16 protein-coding genes are annotated in these 18,668 nt (G+C 65.8%); 4 read left to right on the top strand and 12 right to left on the bottom strand.

The annotated features are described in order from the left end of the window. Positions 1–110 precede the first annotated feature (110 nt). Together ACGFH8_RS31100 and ACGFH8_RS31095 are read right to left on the bottom strand one after the other, a co-directional pair. On the bottom strand, positions 111–656 hold the full coding sequence (locus tag ACGFH8_RS31100) for a hypothetical protein (RefSeq protein ID WP_393374205.1): 546 nt from the start codon (positions 654–656) through the stop codon (positions 111–113). A gap of 66 nt (positions 657–722) precedes the next feature. Continuing rightward, positions 723–974 carry a transcriptional regulator gene (locus ACGFH8_RS31095; RefSeq protein ID WP_393374203.1) on the bottom strand — a complete coding sequence of 84 codons (252 nt, stop codon included), beginning with the start codon at positions 972–974 and terminating at the stop codon, positions 723–725. Between the two features lie 65 nt (positions 975–1,039). On the opposite strand from ACGFH8_RS31095, the gene ACGFH8_RS31090 reads away from it, so the two are divergent. Next, positions 1,040–1,675: a hypothetical protein gene (locus ACGFH8_RS31090; protein WP_393374200.1), complete on the top strand. Its 636-nt coding sequence runs from the start codon at positions 1,040–1,042 to the stop codon at positions 1,673–1,675. Between the two features lie 9 nt (positions 1,676–1,684). On the opposite strand, the gene ACGFH8_RS31085 is transcribed toward ACGFH8_RS31090, so the two are convergent. From ACGFH8_RS31085 to ACGFH8_RS31045, 9 genes are all read right to left on the bottom strand, one after another. Then, positions 1,685–2,434, bottom strand: a complete 750-nt coding sequence (locus tag ACGFH8_RS31085; RefSeq protein WP_393374199.1) for a hypothetical protein — start codon at positions 2,432–2,434, stop codon at positions 1,685–1,687. A gap of 36 nt (positions 2,435–2,470) precedes the next feature. Further along, entirely contained in the window at positions 2,471–2,788 is a 318-nt protein-coding gene (locus ACGFH8_RS31080) for a hypothetical protein (RefSeq protein ID WP_393374196.1), read from the bottom strand. Next, positions 2,781–3,446 (bottom strand): hypothetical protein, encoded by a 666-nt coding sequence (locus ACGFH8_RS31075; protein WP_393374194.1) that lies wholly within the window; start codon positions 3,444–3,446, stop codon positions 2,781–2,783. Before ACGFH8_RS31075 ends, ACGFH8_RS31080 begins: the two co-directional genes overlap by 8 nt. A 173-nt stretch (positions 3,447–3,619) precedes the next feature. Further along, positions 3,620–4,255, bottom strand: a complete 636-nt coding sequence (locus tag ACGFH8_RS31070) for a hypothetical protein (RefSeq protein WP_393374191.1) — start codon at positions 4,253–4,255, stop codon at positions 3,620–3,622. 257 nt (positions 4,256–4,512) lie between these two features. Beyond that, entirely contained in the window at positions 4,513–5,946 is a 1,434-nt protein-coding gene (locus tag ACGFH8_RS31065) for a tyrosine-type recombinase/integrase (RefSeq protein ID WP_393374189.1), read from the bottom strand. Positions 5,947–6,776: 830 nt separating this feature from the next. Next, the gene (locus ACGFH8_RS31060) at positions 6,777–8,111 is read right to left on the bottom strand and encodes a Shedu anti-phage system protein SduA domain-containing protein (RefSeq protein ID WP_393374186.1); all 1,335 of its coding nucleotides are present in this window, start codon (positions 8,109–8,111) and stop codon (positions 6,777–6,779) included. Between the two features lie 311 nt (positions 8,112–8,422). Continuing rightward, positions 8,423–9,289 (bottom strand): hypothetical protein, encoded by an 867-nt coding sequence (locus ACGFH8_RS31055; RefSeq protein ID WP_393374184.1) that lies wholly within the window; start codon positions 9,287–9,289, stop codon positions 8,423–8,425. A 4-nt stretch (positions 9,290–9,293) separates the two neighbouring features. Further along, positions 9,294–11,282, bottom strand: a complete 1,989-nt coding sequence (locus tag ACGFH8_RS31050; protein ID WP_393374182.1) for a hypothetical protein — start codon at positions 11,280–11,282, stop codon at positions 9,294–9,296. A 197-nt stretch (positions 11,283–11,479) separates the two neighbouring features. Beyond that, on the bottom strand, positions 11,480–12,304 hold the full coding sequence (locus ACGFH8_RS31045; protein ID WP_357308044.1) for a hypothetical protein: 825 nt from the start codon (positions 12,302–12,304) through the stop codon (positions 11,480–11,482). On the opposite strand from ACGFH8_RS31045, the gene ACGFH8_RS31040 reads away from it, so the two are divergent. The 3 genes from ACGFH8_RS31040 to ACGFH8_RS31030 all read left to right on the top strand — a co-directional run bounded on the left by ACGFH8_RS31040 (position 12,305) and on the right by ACGFH8_RS31030 (position 17,092). Then, complete coding sequence (locus tag ACGFH8_RS31040; protein WP_357308041.1) at positions 12,305–13,000, top strand: hypothetical protein; 696 nt, start codon at positions 12,305–12,307, stop codon at positions 12,998–13,000. Between the two features lie 72 nt (positions 13,001–13,072). After that, positions 13,073–13,756: a Crp/Fnr family transcriptional regulator gene (locus ACGFH8_RS31035; RefSeq protein ID WP_357308039.1), complete on the top strand. Its 684-nt coding sequence runs from the start codon at positions 13,073–13,075 to the stop codon at positions 13,754–13,756. Between the two features lie 672 nt (positions 13,757–14,428). Beyond that, positions 14,429–17,092 carry a PHP domain-containing protein gene (locus tag ACGFH8_RS31030; RefSeq protein ID WP_393374178.1) on the top strand — a complete coding sequence of 888 codons (2,664 nt, stop codon included), beginning with the start codon at positions 14,429–14,431 and terminating at the stop codon, positions 17,090–17,092. A 59-nt stretch (positions 17,093–17,151) separates the two neighbouring features. On the opposite strand, the gene ACGFH8_RS31025 is transcribed toward ACGFH8_RS31030, so the two are convergent. Then, positions 17,152–18,171: a hypothetical protein gene (locus ACGFH8_RS31025; protein ID WP_393374176.1), complete on the bottom strand. Its 1,020-nt coding sequence runs from the start codon at positions 18,169–18,171 to the stop codon at positions 17,152–17,154. Between the last annotated feature and the right edge of the window lie 497 nt (positions 18,172–18,668).

Genomic DNA, 18,668 nt, shown 5'->3' with positions numbered 1-18,668 from the left:
AGCCTTGATCCACACTGGTGGTCCGATGACCTGTAGAGGCCTGAGGCGAAAACAGTGGAAGTAACTGGGCTAGTGCGTCCCCATAGCTGGCAGACGTGCCGTGGTGGCGCTCAGTGCGTCCAGCCGGCGGCGTGGAGCGCGTTGTGGAAGTAGCCCCCTCGGCTCAACGGCTGGATGGTTTCGTCGTCATTGATGTGGTGTGGGAAGAGGGTCAGGACGTGGGCGAGGTCCTGCTCGGCCGCTCGGGGTAGTTGGAGGAGTGCCTCGTCGAGTGTCAGGCCGCTCGCCTTGACGAACTCGGGATGCTTCCTGAGGTATGCCACGACGTGGTCCACTACGGCTGCGAGACGCTGGTGCAGTCGGTCCGCGTCGGCTTCGTCGCGACTATCCCGCAGGTCGACCAGTTGCCAGGCCGGACCGAAAACTGGCACTAGTTGTGCGCCTGCCGCGCTGAAGAATTCCAGGGCCCCCCGACGGCTGTCGGCATCACCGAACCCATCCTCGATCATTTGCCGCGCGTTCGAGTAGACGTGTGCGAAGGTGTCGTCGGAGGCGATCGCGACGATCGTGGTGACCGTGCGCGGGGCGGTGACAATTGTTGTCGAAGATCCGTCCACTCTGCTTTCCTCCCGTAGAAGCATGATGTGGAAGCTCACCTATCTCCATAGGGTAGGCAGTCAGGCCAACCGCTGACGCGCCGATGGGGCCCGACGTCTACGGGCTCACCTGCGTCGCATGATCGCGTGCAGTGTCCTGCTGCTTCCAACCTCCGTCACGTTAATGAGTTCCCATCCCGTGTGGCTGAGGTAGTCCGCGGCGGCGAGTGCCTGGCTGATGCTGTCCCCGCCGGGGGCATAGGCGGCCACGGCAAGGTGGCGGTGGGGGTAGGCGCGTAGATCGACCAGTTGTTGCAGAACCGCCGCCGCGGTGATGGCGCGGGAGCGAGCGACAGTTTCAAGGGTCTCGCGGGGCATGCCTCGACGATAACGGTAACCAGCACGGGCGATCGCCTGGCGCAGCTGACGGTATGGTCAACGGCGTGGAAGCTCGGTCCCGGAATCGGGCGCTGGTTGTCGGCCTTCTGGTAACGCTCGCGGTTACCGGAGGGTGTGACGACAGCGGATCAGCGACGCCCCGTGCTGTCACCACCTCGCCGGTCGTGGGTGTTCCCGCCACGAGTAGCCCGGCGCCCGCCGTCGGCCCTTCCTACGACGCCACCAACCTCGACCTGTGCCGGCGCACGGACCTGACGCCCCTGGCGGACTTGTCGGTGAGAGTCGCTCGTACCGATCCGAAGCCGCCGCTGGCGCGGCAGGGCTCGTCGTGCCTGTTCGAGATGCGCACTGCGGACGACCACCAGGCGAACCTGTTAGTGGAAGCCTCCTCGTTGACGAGCGCCGAGGAGGCGGGACGCCTCTACACGGCGACCCAGCAGGTGACAGGCATGACGGCGGACGGCCCCGTCGCCGAGGTCGGCGAGGAGGCCGAGGGGTTCGTCAAGCGATCGGACCCTGGCTTCAAGTACGCCGAGTACATGGTCCACGCCCGAGGCGCCAACCTGGTGGTCAAGGTCTGGCTCGCGGTCGGCGGCGATTCCTACCTGCCTAAAGAGGTACTCGCCGCGAAAGCGCTGACGATCCTCAAGGCCACCTACACAGCCGTGCCGCACGCCTGACGACAGGCGCTACCCGCGGACGGCTTCGGGCCAACGGCCGCCGGGAAGCTTGGAGTAGTCACCGACCTGCGTCGCGATGTCCCGGACGTTACCCAACGCGTCAACGAAACGCTCACCGATCTGCAGGAGGGTGTCCAATCCCGCGGTGAGGAGATCGCCGACAGACGCGGCCAACGTGTCGATGGCCCAGGGAATGTTGATGACCGTTGTCGCGTCGACAGCGGCCTGAGCGAACTTACCCGCCAGCTTGGTGACGATCGTCGCTAGCTCGACCGCGTAGTCAACGTTGGCCCTAGCGATCTTGAACAGCCACTGACTGATGAACTCCGCCTTGAGAACGGACTCGTCAACCGCCGCCCGCTGCTTGACAGCCTTATCGGCGTACGCGCGCGCCGCGTCGCCGGTCCACTTGACCAGGTTCTGGTCGACTGGCTCGCTGATGGCGAACGACAGCTGGGAGACAGGTGTCTTCACCTCGGCGACCCACCGGAAGCTCATCGAAATGAGCGACAGCACCGGCATCTGGTGCTCCACGGCGTGATCAACTCGATCCATGACCTCCCGCAGGCCGCGGCGCACGGCGTCAATGTTGCGCTTGATCCACAGCAGCGCCGCCGGCCCGAGGAGCCACGCCCACTTGTTGACCTGCGAGACGACGTCGTTGAACCCCTCGACGGCAAGGTCCACGCCGACGCGGATCTGGTCGAAGGCCTTGTTGAACGGCTCGCCGTACTCCAGGTCCGGCGGTGCGGGCTGCATCGGCTTGCGTGTCCTTCCGGGTCGTGACGTCCGTGCCTAGGCTTTGTAGATCTTGTTGAGGTCCAGCGAGATCACCTCGTCGGCCCGGTCGTAGGCGTCGGCCACGCGCCGAAGGGCCTCACCGACCTGCTCAAACTCCGTCGCCGCCCCCGCGAGAATCCCGACCATGAAGGCGTGAAAGTCGCCGTACGCAGCCGAATGCACGCCGGCGTTGACGTCGCCGATGTAGAAGGCAGACGCCTCCAAGCTCAGCCCCTCCGCGGCGCCCTTAATGACGGAAGCGCTGTCCGACAGGTGCAACCACTTGCCGCCCTCGGTACGCAACGCGTCGGTGATGACGTTCAGCTCATCCACCTGGCCACCCCTCAAGGTCGTGATGATCTGCCCCTGCCAGGTCGAAAGCCCGAAAGACGGACCGTGCTTCGAACTGCAGCTGACCGGCGTCGGCACGGGCGATCCGTCCCGTGTCGCCGGTGATACCGACAATGCTGTTCGCACGAATCCGCAACGTCAGACAACCGTTGGGGCTAGTCATCAGCTGCTCGACTGGGGAAACGCGCAGCTGCGCCACCCGATCGAGCTCCGCGTCGAGGCCCTGCAGCGTGCGCCAGGTCGCCCGCGACCACACGTCCTCGTCGAGCTCCGGCGACGCCTGCACCGCCGTCGGTCGTGGCGGTGTTGGCGGAGCCTGCCCCTGCTGAAGTTCCGTCAAGGCTGCCTGTTCCAGTGCGGCGCCGACGGCGGCGCTGTAGGCCTCGAAGAGCGCGGCCGGGAACCGAGCCACGCCAACCTCGCCGCGCCACTCACGGCAAACCGTCACGGTCTCCACGCGGCGTCGCGTGTCGATGACCACGGAGACCGATCCGGTGGCGTCGGATCCGCGGAAATCGGCCGCGCGGGAGAGGTGTCCCCTCTCCCGCAGCATCTGCTCGGCGTGTCGCTGAAGCGCGGCCTCGTCACCGAGGGAATCGAGGCTCGCTAGCGACAGGCGTGGGTCGCGTCTGTCGTTCATCCGTGCCTCGGTTCCTCACGACAATCAACGGGTGGCCATCGGCCTGATCTCCAGAAAGCAGGACCACCGTACGTGAAACCTCGTCAACTCGCAGTACCCGTGCCCGCCCGTCGAGGCGACGCCGTCATCGGGCAAACCGGTCCGAGTACGCCGATCGGACTTCTTGCCGATGCCTACGCCTTCGGGCGCAAGGCCCGCAGCTCGGTCATACGGCGACGCGACTCAGCGATCGTCGCCTGGGCTTCGCGGATAGCTGCTCGCTTGTGTGAAACGCTGTCCCGTTGGTGGGCCAGGTCGGCCTCAATGCCTAGATGCTTGGATTCCGCTCGCCATTCCGGGTGAGCCGCATCCAGCCAAGCTCTTGCTTCCTTGGCAATCTGGTGTGACCGGTCATAAAACGGATGCTGTGAGCTGAACGGAGCCCAGGCGATCCCGCCGGGTGCGAGGTCGTAGACGTCCAGGAAAGTCCACGACCACTTGCTCGTGGTGTTGGTTGCGTTGGCGGTGCGTCTCCCGGGCGGCTCGAGCACATGCTCCTTCCCGGGTACTACGCCACGCGTGATCTGTGGCGCCGCCCATGCCCAATCGCGGTCGCCCTCCTGGTCCCAGCCGGCGTTCAGCACGTAGCGACCCTCAATGAGGTCGGTGGAACGGACCGTATTTCGCGGGGTGAAGCAAGGCTCGGCGGGGTCAACCCGCCCTCGCCTGGTGTCCCACGTCTTCCAGTCAACGCGTGCCGGCTCGACGGTGATGGCCAACCGATGTCCCTCCGAGCTCGTCCACGTGTAGACCGTTGCCTTCTTGGCCATGCGGCGACTCCTCGCGTCCTGGGGGTGTCGCAGATCTTGCCTGATCCGTGCGACATCCCCAGGGCCCGGGGCTGCCGGGAGACGCTCGCTTGACGAACGCGGTGAGTGTCGTCGTCCAGCTTGACCGTCACGATCGCTCGTTCGAGGCGGACAAGCTGTAGTGAGGCCGCGTCCAAGCCGTCGTGCTTCTGGCAGACCAGCACGACCTCGCACCAATCTCATCGTGATCGTGAAGATCCATAGCATCGCCGTCCTCATCACCAGCGACGAGTGGCGATAACGGACGTCCGCGCGGCAGCCCGTCCTCGGTGGCGGGACAGTAGTTCGGCGGCGGCTTCGGCTTTGGCGCGTTCGACGTCGAGTTCGGCGATGATCGAGGTGTAGACGTCGGTCATGGCGGTGGAGGAGTGGCCGAGGAGTTCCTGGATGTCTTTGAGGTCGGCGCCGGCGGCTTTGAGGTAGGTGGCGGCGCAGTGCCGCAGGTCGTGCAGTCGTATCGGGGGTAGGTCGGCGTCGCGGACGAGGGCTTCGAAGCGGTCGGTGACGGCATTGGGGTGCCAGGGCTTCCCATCGGGTTGGACGAAGAACAGCCCGGTGTCGGGCCAGGTGTGGCCGGCGGCAAGTTTCCACTGGGCGCGGCGGGCGTGGTGGGCCCGCAGGACGACGCCGGTGATGCTGGCCATCGCCATGATCCGGTTGCCGGACTCGGACTTGACCTTCTTGATCACGGGCGTGTAGCCGTGGGTGGCCATCTGTTGGGTGACGCTGATCAGGGAGTTGTCGAGGTCGACGGCGGCGTCGGTGAGTCCGACGGCCTCGCCGCGGCGCAGGCCGCGGTGCAGGATGAGCGCGAACAGCGGGTAGAGGGCAATGTCGTGCTCTTCGGCGTGGTCGAGGAACGCGCCGGCCTGCTGAGGGGTCCACACCATGACCGGGCTGGGCCGCTCGCCGGTGTCGCGCCACCGTTGTACGGCTTTGGTGGTCCATACCCGGGCTTTGGGGCGTACCCCGGAGGGCAGCTCGATGTGGGCGGCGGGGTTGAAGTCGATGAGCCGGTTGTTGCCGCGGCGGATGGCGTCGTTGAGTGCCTTGCGCAGGGTGGCGCGGATGCGGTGCATGCTGGCCGGTTTGGTGGTGCGCAGGCCGCGGACGCTGGCGCGGATGGTGGGGTCGTCGCTCTGGCGGGCGATCTCGATGGCGGTGCTGCCCTCGGCGATGGCGGCGAACATGGCCTCGACGTGCTCGACCCGTAGTTTCACCAGGGCGATGGCGCCGAGGTGCGGGACCAGGTGGACGCGGATGTGCGACTCGTAGGCCAGCAGGGTGTTGGGTTGGACGCTGCTGAGGCTGCGGCGGGATGCCAGCCACGACTGCAGGTACTCGCCGACGGTGGTCGTGACGGTGGCGGGCAGTCCGGCGCGGACCCGTCGGGCGATGGTGTCGCGGTCCGGCAGTGGTGCGCCGACGGTGACGGCGAGGAGCATGTCGGCGATCTCGGCGGCGACGGCCGGGTCGTCGCTGGCGAGGGCGAGCAGGGCTTTGGCGTGGTCGCGGTCGCCGGCGGCAGCCTCGCGGGTGTCGAAGGTGCTGCGGCGTAGTTGCCGGCGCGCCTGGCCGGGGTGGGTGGGCAGTTCGAGTTGGTAGGCCCACCGGCCGTGGTTGGGATTCCACGCCCCACTCGCTCGGCGCAACTGCTGGCAGCGGTTGCCGAGTTTGCGGCCCTCGCGATCCCGGCAGGAACAGCGTTTGAACTCAGACCCTCTCGGCCGCCTCAGGTGCGTCTCTCCGGTTGAGCGTGCGGCAGTAGGTGCCTGCGGGTTCGGTCGAGGGTGACCCGGGAATGCCTCTCCGCCTGAGACTTGGTCGTGTTCCGGCGCTGGTGCCAGCGAATCGCCATGGGGGTTGGACGTTACCTGCAGGGCGCGGAGGATGGCCGCAACCGGCACCCGGTAGTGGCTGCCGAATCGGAGCACCGGGACCGGAAACTGGTCGCGCTTGGCCAGGTCATACGCGAGTGAACGCGAGAACCTCATGATCCGCGCGGTCGTCGCTAGATCCGTCACCATGCCCAAGGCCGCGATCCGCTCGCCAGTCCAGATGTCGTCTCCGACATCGCCGTCAAACCTGGTCGGCGATGTCGGGCCGGAGCCATGTTCGAAAGTTTTCATCGCATAGCGGTCCGTTCAGCAGCTAGGAAGAACGACGTCCGGTTCGGATGGGCGAGGTCAAGATGCAGGGCCGCTACCCATCCATGTGCTGGGACTGCCCGCGAGACCAAGCGCTCGGCAGCAGCAATGCCAACTTACTTCCTACTCGATACTGCGAATCGCCTAATGAAATTGTGTGAAGGCTTTCCGTGGCAGGCGCACCGCATCCTGTGCCAGCCGGGCATCGGCCACCTGTCGGATGTAGTGATCACGAGCATGGGCGAAAAGGATCAGAACCGCGTCCGTGTTTCGCGCTGGCACCCGCACCGGCACCGGCTCCGGAGAGCAGCGAGATCGGAGCGCGAACAGACCGGCTAATCGAGGCTTTCCTCCTCGAAACGCAGCGCACGCTCGGCACCGTCAAGCAGGTCAGCGTAGGTGAGGACCTGGATGCGCGAGAGGTGGGCGTTGTAGGAGCGGATTGTCTGTTCGATCCGGGTACGGCTGACTGCGTCGGTCACGGCTCGGTCCGGGTGACCAATAATCACGGTCGCACGGCTACGTCGGAAGTCGTAGGCAGGTCGCCCTTCGTTCTGCCGAAGCGTCTGTAGCGTCGCGCCGGTTTCGTCCAGCGAGCGCAGGTAGTTGAGGCATTGGCTGACCGCCTCGTGTACCTCGTCGGCCACGATCAGGCTTCCGCGATGCTCACGAACCAGCCGGCCGGCAGGGCCTTTGAGTTCGACTACATGCAAGCTGCCGTCCGCGCTGACTAAGGGGATGTCGTACTGATCGAGCGGCACGATGCTGCGCGGCGCCATCGCGATGTACTGGCCGCCGAACAGCCAGTAGTTCCTGCTGATGGCAGCCTGCATCGCCGACTCGGTCGTTGCCGGCTCGAGCGCCAGGCTTTGAAGCCCGGCGACCACGTCACGACGCCGCTGAATGACCGAAGCCTCTGCTGCGGACAGGCCCCGCGGCGTAGAGGTGATGCCGGACAGGATGTCCTCGATATCGGCGTGGTCAGCCAGCGTCTTCCCGAACGCTGTCGCGTCGTCGTCGGCAGCGCGGATCTGCCGAATACGCTCGGCAGCCGTGCGGGAGAAGTGCTCGAAACCAAAAGCGCTGTCCGGTTCGGCAACGGTGAAATGCGGCGGCGGGGCAGTGACGACGAACCAAACCGCGTCGTAAAGGCCGTCTTTGACGATCCTGCTGAGAAATGTGCGGATTTGTTCCTGGTAGGACATGGGGCTGGTGCCGGCTGTAGGTTCTGGGGAGCGGCGTAGGCGGGCCGAGACCTCGTTGTCCTCCACGATCAGGACGAGGCCGACGAAGGGTTTCACCTCCTGCACCTGCGGCAAACGATATGTCCGGGCGAAGTCGGTCGCCACGGCGACGATCTCCTCCTGCCGATTGCGCATGTTGTGCCCAATCGACGTACCGGTCATGGCCTTGACTTCGATCGCCGCGATTGGCAGCTCGTCGTCGACGACTAGCAGGTCCCAGCGCCGATTGCCCAACCCGTAGCCGCCGGGAAGCTTCGGTGCCTGACGCGGGCGAACCGCGTCCTGGCTGACGCCATGCCCCACCAGCATGTCCGTCAGCAGTCCTGTGATCGCGTCGCCGCCGGGCGTCAGTCGTCGCTCGGCAGTAGGAGCTTGGCGGTCCTGCCAGAACGCGCGGATCGCCTGCGTCGCCGGGTCGTCCGTCACGGGCTCCTCTTTGCCTCGGGGTCGTCACGCCGTCCGGCGGGCGCCACCACGGTTCCCTATATCGCGGCAATCAAGCAACCGATCAACAGAGCCCAGAGGGTGCCGGAGATGGTCGGTGCGGTGGGGCTCCCGCCTACGATCGATGCTATGCCGCTGGATCTCTGTCAACAGGGTGGGACTCGTAGCGAGCCCCTGCGGGGGAGCTTGAGTGGCCGTGCGCCGATTGCACCAGATCGTGCGGCGGGGCAAGCACGCGACCATTGATCACCTCGCTCAGGGGTCTTCGACGGGGTGTGGGCCTCCCGTAAACGTCAAGCCTTAGACGAGCCGCGCGAGCCTGAAGTCGGCATCGATGTGGGTTTCGGTCCGTGACCGTTCAGTCGCTCGGTCAGAATGTCAAATGACGTGGCCTGCTCGTAGGCGTCGCCGTTGCGTAGCCGTTCACCGAGGAGGTCCTCCAGCCGCTGCGCGGTGGCGTTCTGTTCGGCGATGAGGTCTCGAACGACAGCAGCGAGACCTTCGTTGGTCATCTTGGCCGCGCCGCCGGCGACGGGGTTCTCGACGAGTTTCTCGAGGATTGCCAGCCACTGCCGGCTCATCCGATCTACGTATTGTGCGCGTTTCGCATCCACGTCGTACTCGCAGTCGAGCTTGATCAACTGCTCCCAATACGGTTTGACTGCTTTCTTCACGCTCTCATCGAGTTCTACCCACACGTACGGCTGGCAGGTCACCCGCACTCCGTTGCGCTCGTACCGCCACGCCCCGCTGTCGGCGATGGCCCGCTGCAGCTCTACCTCAAGTTCTCTCGCGCGGTGCGCGACGACGTTGCGGGCTCGGGCGGCGGCGAGACGTGTCAGGGCTCGAACGGCATAGGGCATGAAGTACTGGGCAGAGCCGCTGAGGAACTCCCTCGGTATTCCTTCGGATGACCATACGAATGTGGCGTGGACGCGAAACGTGAAGACGTAACCGCGCGCCGGCACGATGATCGGCGCCGGTGCGTCCCGGCGTTCGGTCAACCGGCCTGGCGGCGGTGGTGGCGGGGGCGGTGGGGGCATGGGGACAGGCTCGGGCCCGCGCAGCGCCGCCACGAGACGGTGCCATAGCGTCAGTAGCCATGATCGGAACCGGCGCCAGGCGGCGGGTGAACCGGCCGTGTTGGTGGTGTCGGTCATGTCGTCACTTCCTCATCGCGGCGTCGAGCCATTCCGGTAGCCCGTCCTCGAACTGCGAATGCCGGGCGAGGTGGAACCTCATCCGGCGACCCATGCTTGGTAAGGCGGTGAGGTCGGTGACCAACGCTGCGGTCGCCTTACGCATGGCTTCGTCGGAGTCAGCCTTGGTCAGCCATTGCTCGAAGGTGCTCCATGCCCTCCGCGACACACCGGCTGTCAACAGCGCCACCTGCCAGAGGCGTACGAGATCGTGGCTGTCGACCTCCTGCGCTGCGGCTCTGACCATGAGTTCGGGAACGCCGATCGGGGAGGTGTCGGCCGGTATCGCGGCCAGACTGAGCAAGGCGCCGGCGGCGTGCAGTTGTAGCTGTCGGTCGTCCGACCACTCCGCGAGTTCGAAGATGATCTGATCCGCCCTGTGCGGGGCGTAGAGCTGGTACACGCCCTCGGCGACCATGTACGTGTGCTGCTGCATCGGATCTTGGGCGATGCGACGTAGGTCGGCGAGGCTCCAACTGAGATCCGGTTGTTGCAGCCCACTGGCGTACACGCGGGCGGCTGCGTCTCGCTGCAAGTTGCGATGCCCACTGGCCCAGTCTCGGACCTGCCCACGGACGAGATGACCCACCTGTCCGCCCATGTCAGCCGCGACCATCGCCCAGGCCGCTGCCTGCCGAAGCCGACTTTTGGGTGAGGCCGCCCAGCCGTCAATGAGGTCGGCGCAGACCCGCGCGAAATCATGGTGAGCGAGCAGGCCAGCCGCCTCAGCCGCCGCTCGCTGCATCGGCTCGTCATCCTCCGAGACCAGCCTGTCCAGCCACTTGAGCAGGGCTGGCCGAGTGCTGTCGAACTCATGCCACGCCTCATCGATGATGACGCCGCGCATGCCGCCGTCATGCAGCCAGGCCGAACGTGACGACCCGCCCCGTAACCGGGTGGCTTCTCGGCCCTCCTGCCAGTCCACCGCGAGCGGTCCGAGCAGCTCCGACACTGGGTGCTGCAACGCCAGCCGGCCCCAGTCCACCCGCTTGGCCTGCCCGTCGATCTCCTCGAGCAGAATGCCGGCCGCCTCGAAGGCGTAATGCAGGGACTGCCAGGCGAAAACGGCGTACGCAATCCGGAAGGCCCTTTCGTGCTGGTCAGCCCGCCGGGGCCGTCGGCTAGCGCCGCCGGCATCCGAACGCAGGATTTCCGCCGCACGAGCCCTGCGCCGCGGTTGCGAGCTACGGAGGATCTCGGCCAGTGCGCCGCCGTCGGCCGGATGGCCCTGCCCGACGGCTTCGGCGATTGGCACCACCTCGCGAGGTCCATAGGTGCTGTGCAGGGCATCGACGAGGTCGCTGTGGTGGAGATACCCGCGGATAAGTTCGGCGCTTTCCTCGTCGCTGAGCCTCAGTCGGTCGCGCAGGTGATGACCAAGATGAGCGCGAAAGACGGCCAGCGGTGCTGGGCTCCCGTGCTGCACCTCGGCGCTGTGCCGAACACCCGCACGCGAGTCGTCATGCCTGATCAGCAACAGGCTCGCGGACCGTCGTCGAAAGAGATCTGCTAGCAGGCGCATTACCTGGCCGTGGCTGTTGCCGGGCAGCCGGAGCACGTAACCGTGATCCTCCTCGATGCTGTCGCCCGCTCGGCGGAGTACTTCCGGCGCAACATCCCCCGGCAGCAGGATCTCATGTACTCGATCCGGGCTATGGCGGCAAGCCAGCGCCACGCAGGCGGTACTGAACCGCCCGGTGTGCGGCCTACCTGCCAGGCACGCCGTGGATCGCTGGCCGAGCTTCTCCCCGAGTTCCTCATCTGCGCCCGTCGCTGCGTACACCGCGAGCAGATCGGGTACTCCCGGCAGATCCCTGATGATGGGTTTCGTCGACGGTTGACCCGTGATAGTCACGACGTGAATCGTGTTGTTGTTGCCGACAGCGTTCACACCGCGGGCGTCGATCCCCGAGTAGACGGCTGAGAACTGGGTGCCGTACAGCTCCGCACCCACTCGTGGGTCCATCCGTAAGGAACCCGGGACAATCTCCTCCTGCTCCTCCTGCGACTCGGCTGTCGAGTCCGAAGCACTCTCCTCTTCACGGCGAACCGGCTCATCTATCCGCGGCTCCGGCAGGGCTGCGTCGCCGGACGCTGCCTCTCCGGAGGACGTACTGGGCGGCGACCTGTCTCCGTCAGGGGTGGTGTCGCTCATCGAGGCGAACCCCACGAGTCGAGGTCTTCTGGGCGGCCCGAGACGGAGATCGAATTGCCGTTGCCGATCGCACCAATTCCCCGCGACCGGATGTCCTGGAAGACCTGCCCACCACTGGCCAGCTGTGGGCGAGACCGGTCGTCACGGCGTTCGACGCTCTCAGCGCCGCTCCCGTCGTGTGGTTGGTCAGAGGCGGAAACGGGAGGACCAGGAGGCTCGTAGGTGGTGGAAATACTCTCGCCCGGAACGTAGATCCAGGCGGTGGCCTCGAAGTGCTTCTCAGGTAGTCGTGCCGTCACCTGCTGGAAGTGCTCAGGCCGAAGATCCTGGTACTGGCGGACGATGTCGTGGTAGAGCCGGTCCGACACAATCAGCGCGACCGCAGCCCCCGGGAACTGCCGTAACGCGGCCTTGAGCTGGGGCGAGTCCACCAGTCGGCAGACTGTCACGACGGCGTCGCCTGGGTAGCCGTTCGCCCCGTCGAGATGAACCGGCCCTTCGTGAACACCGACGCGCAAACGGATACGTGCCTCATGCCTGAGCCCACGGTTGTGTTCGCGCAACAACCGATCGAGGACCGGCGTAAGCCGCGTCACAACCGCCCGCTCGCTGGCGCCTGGCGGGAGGATAGCTAGCTCACCATCGCCTCCCTGTTGGATCAACCAGTTGGCGCGGTCGAAGCCCAACTCGTCGCACGCCGTCGCCATGACCTCCCGAAAGGCCAGCTGCGCTCGATGCTGTAGGACGTTGTCTCGGCCGCTGTAGGACTCCATGTCCACAGCGACCAACACACGCCGGTCTGGGTCCGTGACGTAAGCCATGTGCTTTCCATCCCTCACTGGCTCGACAAGTCATTCGAGATTCATCTCTACAGGCCGGCGGAGCTGGAAATCCCATACAAATACAGGAACAAGGTCCACTGTCGAGTCAGCGACAAGCGATACTTCGATCCCATGGCTCTCGCCAATATGGCCTTGACTCGAAGCATGGGAAGAAGCCGGAGAGCAAGCAGCGGCGAGGACACGTGGCGGGATCTTCATGTCGGCCTAGTCACGGCGGCATCACTGCAAGCCTCGATCAGACATGCGGACGCGAAAGCCTTGGCGCTGCTGACGGCCGAAGGAGGCATGGCCGCGACGGTCGTGGATCAAGCCTTGCCAGTCTCGCCGGATGGCAGCACAAGCGTTGCCGCCCTTACCGTGCTCCTTGCGGCCACCATGGTGATAGCCATGACGGTGGCCACCTGCCAGCTCGCGCTGTCGCTTCGGCCCCGTCTGCCCAGCGCTGGTGGTACGAACCGGTTCGGTTTCCCGGATCTCGTCGCGGTTGGCCAGCGGCCATCGATTGCCACAGCCACCCGGCACAGGAACGAAGCCTGGGATTTCGTGGTGGTACTCGCCCGGATCGCGATGGCGAAGCATCTATGCATTCGACGGTGTATGCCCTGGTTTCTCACGTCGCTGGGCTCCGCCGTCAGCTTGGTGATCCTCAAAACCTTTGCGGGTGCGATCACGTGACTGGCTACTGCGCGGTGTAGCGACATCGACGCGAGACGTGAAGGATGATCTCTGGAGCCTGAGGAGGCGTACATGGAGGAAGTGCTCTGGCCACCCGCTACGTTCCTCGGACGCCTTCAACCGTCGACGCGAGAGCAACTCTTGGCGGTGGGAGTCAGGCGCTCGGTGCGAGAGGCCCAGGTGGTTCTCCGGGAGGGCGCCTTGGAAACCCACGTGGTCCTGCTCCATGACGCGCTCGTCAAAGTCACGGCAGCACTCTCCGACGGCCGGCACGCCTTGCTGGCGATCCGCGTGTCTGGCGACATAGTTGGAGAGATCTCCGCCCTGAACGGCACACCGAGGACGGCGACGATCACTGCGTGTCGTCCATCAACCATCCGGATCATCCACCGCAACGCATTCAGGGCCTTCCTCCGCGACTACCCTGAAGCCGCCCTAGAGGTGGCCGGGATCGTCGCCGACCGTCTTCGGTGGGCCAACCGGCGACGGATCGACTTCACCTCATACCCTGTGCGAGTTCGTCTGGCCCGAGTCCTGTGGGAACTCGCAGTCGCCTACGGACGACGCAGCCCTCGCGGGTTGGTCATCGACATCCGACTAACGCAGGACGAGCTGGCTACCCTCTGCGGCGCCGCGGAAATCAGCCTGCAGAAGGCGCTCGGAGGTCTTCGGGCGGACGACGTTGTCGCCACGGGCTACCGCGAGATCGTCGTACGAGACAGCGAGGCGCTGCGTCTGATTGCCGAACTTGACTAGCTCTCGACCGGTCCCGGGCGGGCAGTTCGACCCGGCGGACCGGGTTGTCGCCGATCAGCCCTTCTCGAACTGCGGCGTTCAACGCCGCTCGCGAGGTGTGGTGTGCACGTGGTGCAGGGTGCACGGGATCTGCGGCTGCCCGGCCCGGTCGTGGGTGACGGCGATCCGCGCGAACGCCGCCTTAGCTGCCGTTCGGTCAGGTCACCCAGGATCAGCTGCCCGAGGTGCGGAACCAGGAATACCGCCACGTCTCGGCGTGTAGGGCATCCCTGTTGCCGCGCGGATCGGGGCTGGTCGACAGCCAGCACCGCAGCCACCGGGCCAGGGTCCACCGGCGGCCCGCCTGCTCCTCGCGTGACAACGTCAGCAATTCGCGCGCACGCCGGGCGGCTGCCGGCTTTCCGCAGGCAAAGACCGGCGGGCTCAGCGCACCCCGCTAACGGTACGTGCGGGCGGTTGGCCTCGTCCTTGGACGAGGCCAACCGCCCGCCAAGCCGAAACTCCTCGGCAGGTCGGATGGCTGACCGAGGCGGATGGTCTGACACGGCCTCCTCCGGTGGCGGCTATTCGTACGTATGGGCGAGTGTCGCGCCTCTTCTTGGGTTCACTGAGCGTTACAGTGTCGAGCCGGGCGCTCAGACCATCGGCGAACGATCACACGGAGCGAGTGCTTTGACGTCAGCAACGGCTTCAACGGGGAGTAGTCGGGCGGCATCTCCGGCGGTCACGCAGCGCGGACCCGCACGGTTCTGGGCCGTCGACCTCCACGTACACACCCCTGCCTCACGCGATGTCGACACGCAAACTTACGGCGCGAGTGAGCCCCGTCAGATCGTCGACGCGGCGATCGCCGCCGGGCTGCACGCGATCGCCGTCACCGACCACAACACTGCCGGCTGGTGCGACAGGATGGCTGAGGCCGCCCGCGACACGACGCTCGTGGTGTTGCCCGGCCTGGAGCTCAGCACGGCCGAAGGGCATCTCCTCGCCATCTGGGAAGAGGGCACCCCGGCGCAGCAGATCGAGGACGTGCTCGTTGAACTCGGGGTGCTCCGCACCGACCACGGCGACCTGCACAAGGCCCTGGACAAGGGGTTCATCGACACCGCGAAGGTCATCACGGCCCGGGGCGGCTTGGCAATCCCGGCGCACGCCGAGCGGGAGAAGGGCCTGCTCCGCCTCGCCGTGGCCGACCGCATCAACCAGACGCTGCTCGACGACGCCATCGGCGCGGTCGAGATCGTTGACCTCGCTGAGGTCGAGCGGATCAACGCGCGGCTCGACGGCCGGCGCGAGCTCGCGGTCGTCCGCAGTTCCGACACCACCGCACCCGGTGCTAGCACCCACGTCCTGAGTGGCATCGGCCAGCGCCGGACCTGGATCAAGGCGTCGCGGCCGGACTTGTGTGGCCTGCGGCATGCGCTGGCGGATCCGGCTCTGCGTGTCCGACTAGAAGAACCCTTGGCGTCGGAGCACACGGTGATCGAGTCTGTGACCGTGACCGGTGGGTTTCTCGACGGTCAGCAGTTCCAGTTTTCGTGCGATCTCAACTGCCTGCTTGGCGGGACCGGAGCGGGCAAATCGCTGCTCATCGAGCTGGTCCGGTTCACTCTCGACCAGCAGACCGATGCCGACGACTTTCCTCAGGTCCGCAAGGAGGTCGAATCCCGGCTGAAGTACGCGCTCACCTCGGGCTCAACCGTCGAGGTCGTGCTCATCCGCGGCCACGCGCGATGCCTCGTACGCCGTGCGTACTTCGAGGACGGCTCCACCCAGCCTGAGTTCATCGGCGACGCCGAGCAGCTGACCGGCCTGTCCGGCCGGATCGCGATCGCTGGCTTCTCGCAGGGCGAGGTGATCGAGTACGCCCGGACGCCGGTTGGCCGGATGGCGCTCATCGACGCCGCCCTCGACCTGACCGAGTTCGAGATCCGCGAGACCGACGCGGTCAGCCAGCTCAACGACAACGGTCGACTCATCGGATCGCTCGAGACGAAGATTGCGCAGGCCCGCGCGAGGTTAGAGACCCATCCGGAGGTCGAGAAGCGCCTGGAAGAGCTATCCGGCTTGTTCGACGGCGAGACCATCAAGATGCAGGCGAAGTGGAGTGCGGAGAAGGCCCTCTTCGAGCCTGTGGTCGGCATCCCGGAGCTGAAGGTCACCGCCCGAACGGATAGCGGAGAGAAGTTCCGGGCCTCGGCCGCCATCGCCGACAACCAGGACCTCTACCAGCGAGCGCAGACGGCATACACACAGTTGCGCGAGGCGATCGAGACGGCGAACGCGCAGCTGGCGCAGGTCCTGCTGGTGGTGAACAAGGAACTCGTCGACATCCGACAGGAGTGGCACGACCGGTACCGGCAGTTTGACCACGAACTCGCCGAGGCGGTCAGCCGTATCGATGTCGATAACAAGGGTCTCGCCGCCCTGCGCACCCGGCTCGTCGAACTCCAGACGGAGAAGGCGAAACTCGACGCGCAGCAGACCCAGCTCGACGACGATCTCGTGCCGAACCTGGCCACGGCCATGTCCTACCGGGAAGAGTTGATCGCCGAGCTCATCGAGGCGCGCAAGGCGCGGCGCCGACGGCGTGAGGACCGGATCAAGGCGCTCAACAAGCTTATGGGCGGCATCGTCCGGATCAAGATGCTCTCCGAGAACGACGACTCGGCCTACCTGACCGAGCTGACGGCCATCGCCAAAGGATCGCGGCTGCGGGCTCAGGTCCTGCAGTTGATCTGCGAGGAGTCGACCCCGGTCAAGCTGGTCCGCTCGTTCCTCGCTGACGACGCCGACGGTGTGTGTGACGCCACGGGTGCCGAGCGCAGGCACGTCGAGACGTTGTTTGAGCACGTGCGGGAGAAGGGCGCCATCGAGGACTTCCTGCGGATGCAGGCCCTCGACCTGCACGACGGCCTTTCCGTCGAGTTCCGCAAACACGCCAACGACGGGTATGTCGCGATCGAGCGGCTCGCGCACGGCCAGAAGTGCACCGCCATCCTCATCATCGCCCTCGCCGACGGCAACGACCCCCTGATCATCGACCAGCCCGAGGACGCCCTTCACGCACCGTGGATCGAGGAATACCTCGTGGCGAAGCTTCGCGACCTGCGAGGCAGCCGGCAGTACATCTTCGCCACCCGCAGCCCTGGCCTCGTCGTTTCCGCTGACGCCGAAATGATCATTACCCTGACTTCCGACGCGCACAACGGTGTCGTCGAGGCAACCGGATCCCTCGAGCGTCACGACCTCAACACCCTGGCGCTGTACCACCTGGAAGGTGGTCCGGTTCCTTTCAAGCGCCGGACGGTCAAGCTGGGTTCGTCGATCTCGTAGGTCTCAGCGTGGCTGCCAGCCCGTGGTATGGCGAACGCGGCGTGAGAAGTTCGTTCGCTCTAGGACAGCGGCTCGGCAAGGTGGTGCAGCGTGCGATCGTTCTGGTCGCGGAACCAGCCCTGGGCCCAGACCTGGGCGTTGGGCCGCTGCCCGGTCGCAGTCTCAATGATGTGGCTGATGAGTCGGATCAGCCGCCACCGTGCACCGTCGTGCGCCCATTCAGCGGGGCCGGAGCTGTCGTTGTGCCAGCGCACACGGGCGCGGTCGGGGTGCGTCGCCAGCCAGGCTCGGATGGTTTCACGGTCTTGACCGACCTGGTCGGGTACGACGATGGTCAGTTCGGTGCCATCGGGGATGGTCTTGTGTGCGATCAGCCGATCCACAGCGGAGGCCCGGCGGACTTTCGCGGCTTGCGTGGCGACCTGGGTGCCACTGCTCGAGCGCGGACGGACCATGTACTCCTCCGCATCCGGAACCGGTAGGAGCCGTGCCACGGACAAGACGGTCTCTCCACCGCTGGTGAGATAGAGCTGGTAGCGGACGAGTCGAATGTCAATTCCGGACTCGTACAGGTAGAGAGCGGCGTTAGTAGTCGTTGGTCCGAAGTCGCCGGCCATGAGGATGATCCTTGGCGTTCGCAATGTCTCGTCGGACACGCTTTCGGCCCATTCCTTCAGCTGTGCCAGGGCCTCGTCGGTAGTCGTGTCGCCGCCGAGGTGAGCGGCGTGAACCTCGGCGAGGCTGTCGAGGCTGAACAGGCGGGCCATGGCCGCATAGTTGATCGCCTGCATCGTGACGGTGTCTGGGGCGCGGTCCCGCTTGAGTTCGACGACGACGAGCCGTCCGGCCCGGTCCAGACCCAACACGTCGAGTCGGTCGGCGGCCGGCATGCCGCCGGCTGTTATCCATCGCCCGTATTCGAAGGTCACGACCTTCATGTCGCTGTCGATGACTTCGGGATGGTCGATGACCCACTGCTGCAGGTGTTGACGTTCCAGTAGGCCGGCCTCGACCAGCGAGATGCGCTGTGCTGGTACCGCGTTGACTCCGTTTACCGTGAACACGATTTCGTCAGGCACGGGCGGTGCCTCCTTGTGAGCTCGTTGGATGTCTTGGAAGGTTGAGCAGATCCGGCGCATGTGCGGAGGTATGCCCAGCCGGTCGTGGTCCTCGCCTTGCTAATCACCTGGTCGCCGTACTCGATATCAGCGCATGTCACAGCCCTACAACTGCCCGACGTGCCGCGGCCGGCGTTGCACTTCCAGGCTCCGGCTTGGGCCGCGCCGATACCTCGCCTGCCGGGCCCAATCTCTGTGCCCCTCGACGGCCAACCACAGTCGCTTCCACGTCGCTAACTGGGAGCAGATTGGGTGCAGGTTGGCGAAGAGGTCGCCGCGCCCGAAGTGCTCACGACGCAGGAGAAAGACGAGGGCTCTGACCTGCGGTGATGTGGCCGAGCGGTGCGGCGTGCCTCCCGGTGGTTACCGAGGTGGTCAGGCGTTGAGCATCAACCGCTCACGGCGATGTCATCCAACGGTCGGTTATGCCGACGAGCTTCGTCCTCGGCAGAGACCCT

Source organism: Micromonospora sp. NPDC049175 (genome assembly GCF_043197345.1).
In the GTDB taxonomy this organism is placed as follows: Bacteria; Actinomycetota; Actinomycetes; order Mycobacteriales; family Micromonosporaceae; genus Micromonospora.
The sequence above is the reverse complement of the archived record's forward strand: the minus strand, read 5'-3'. Positions and strand labels throughout refer to the sequence as shown.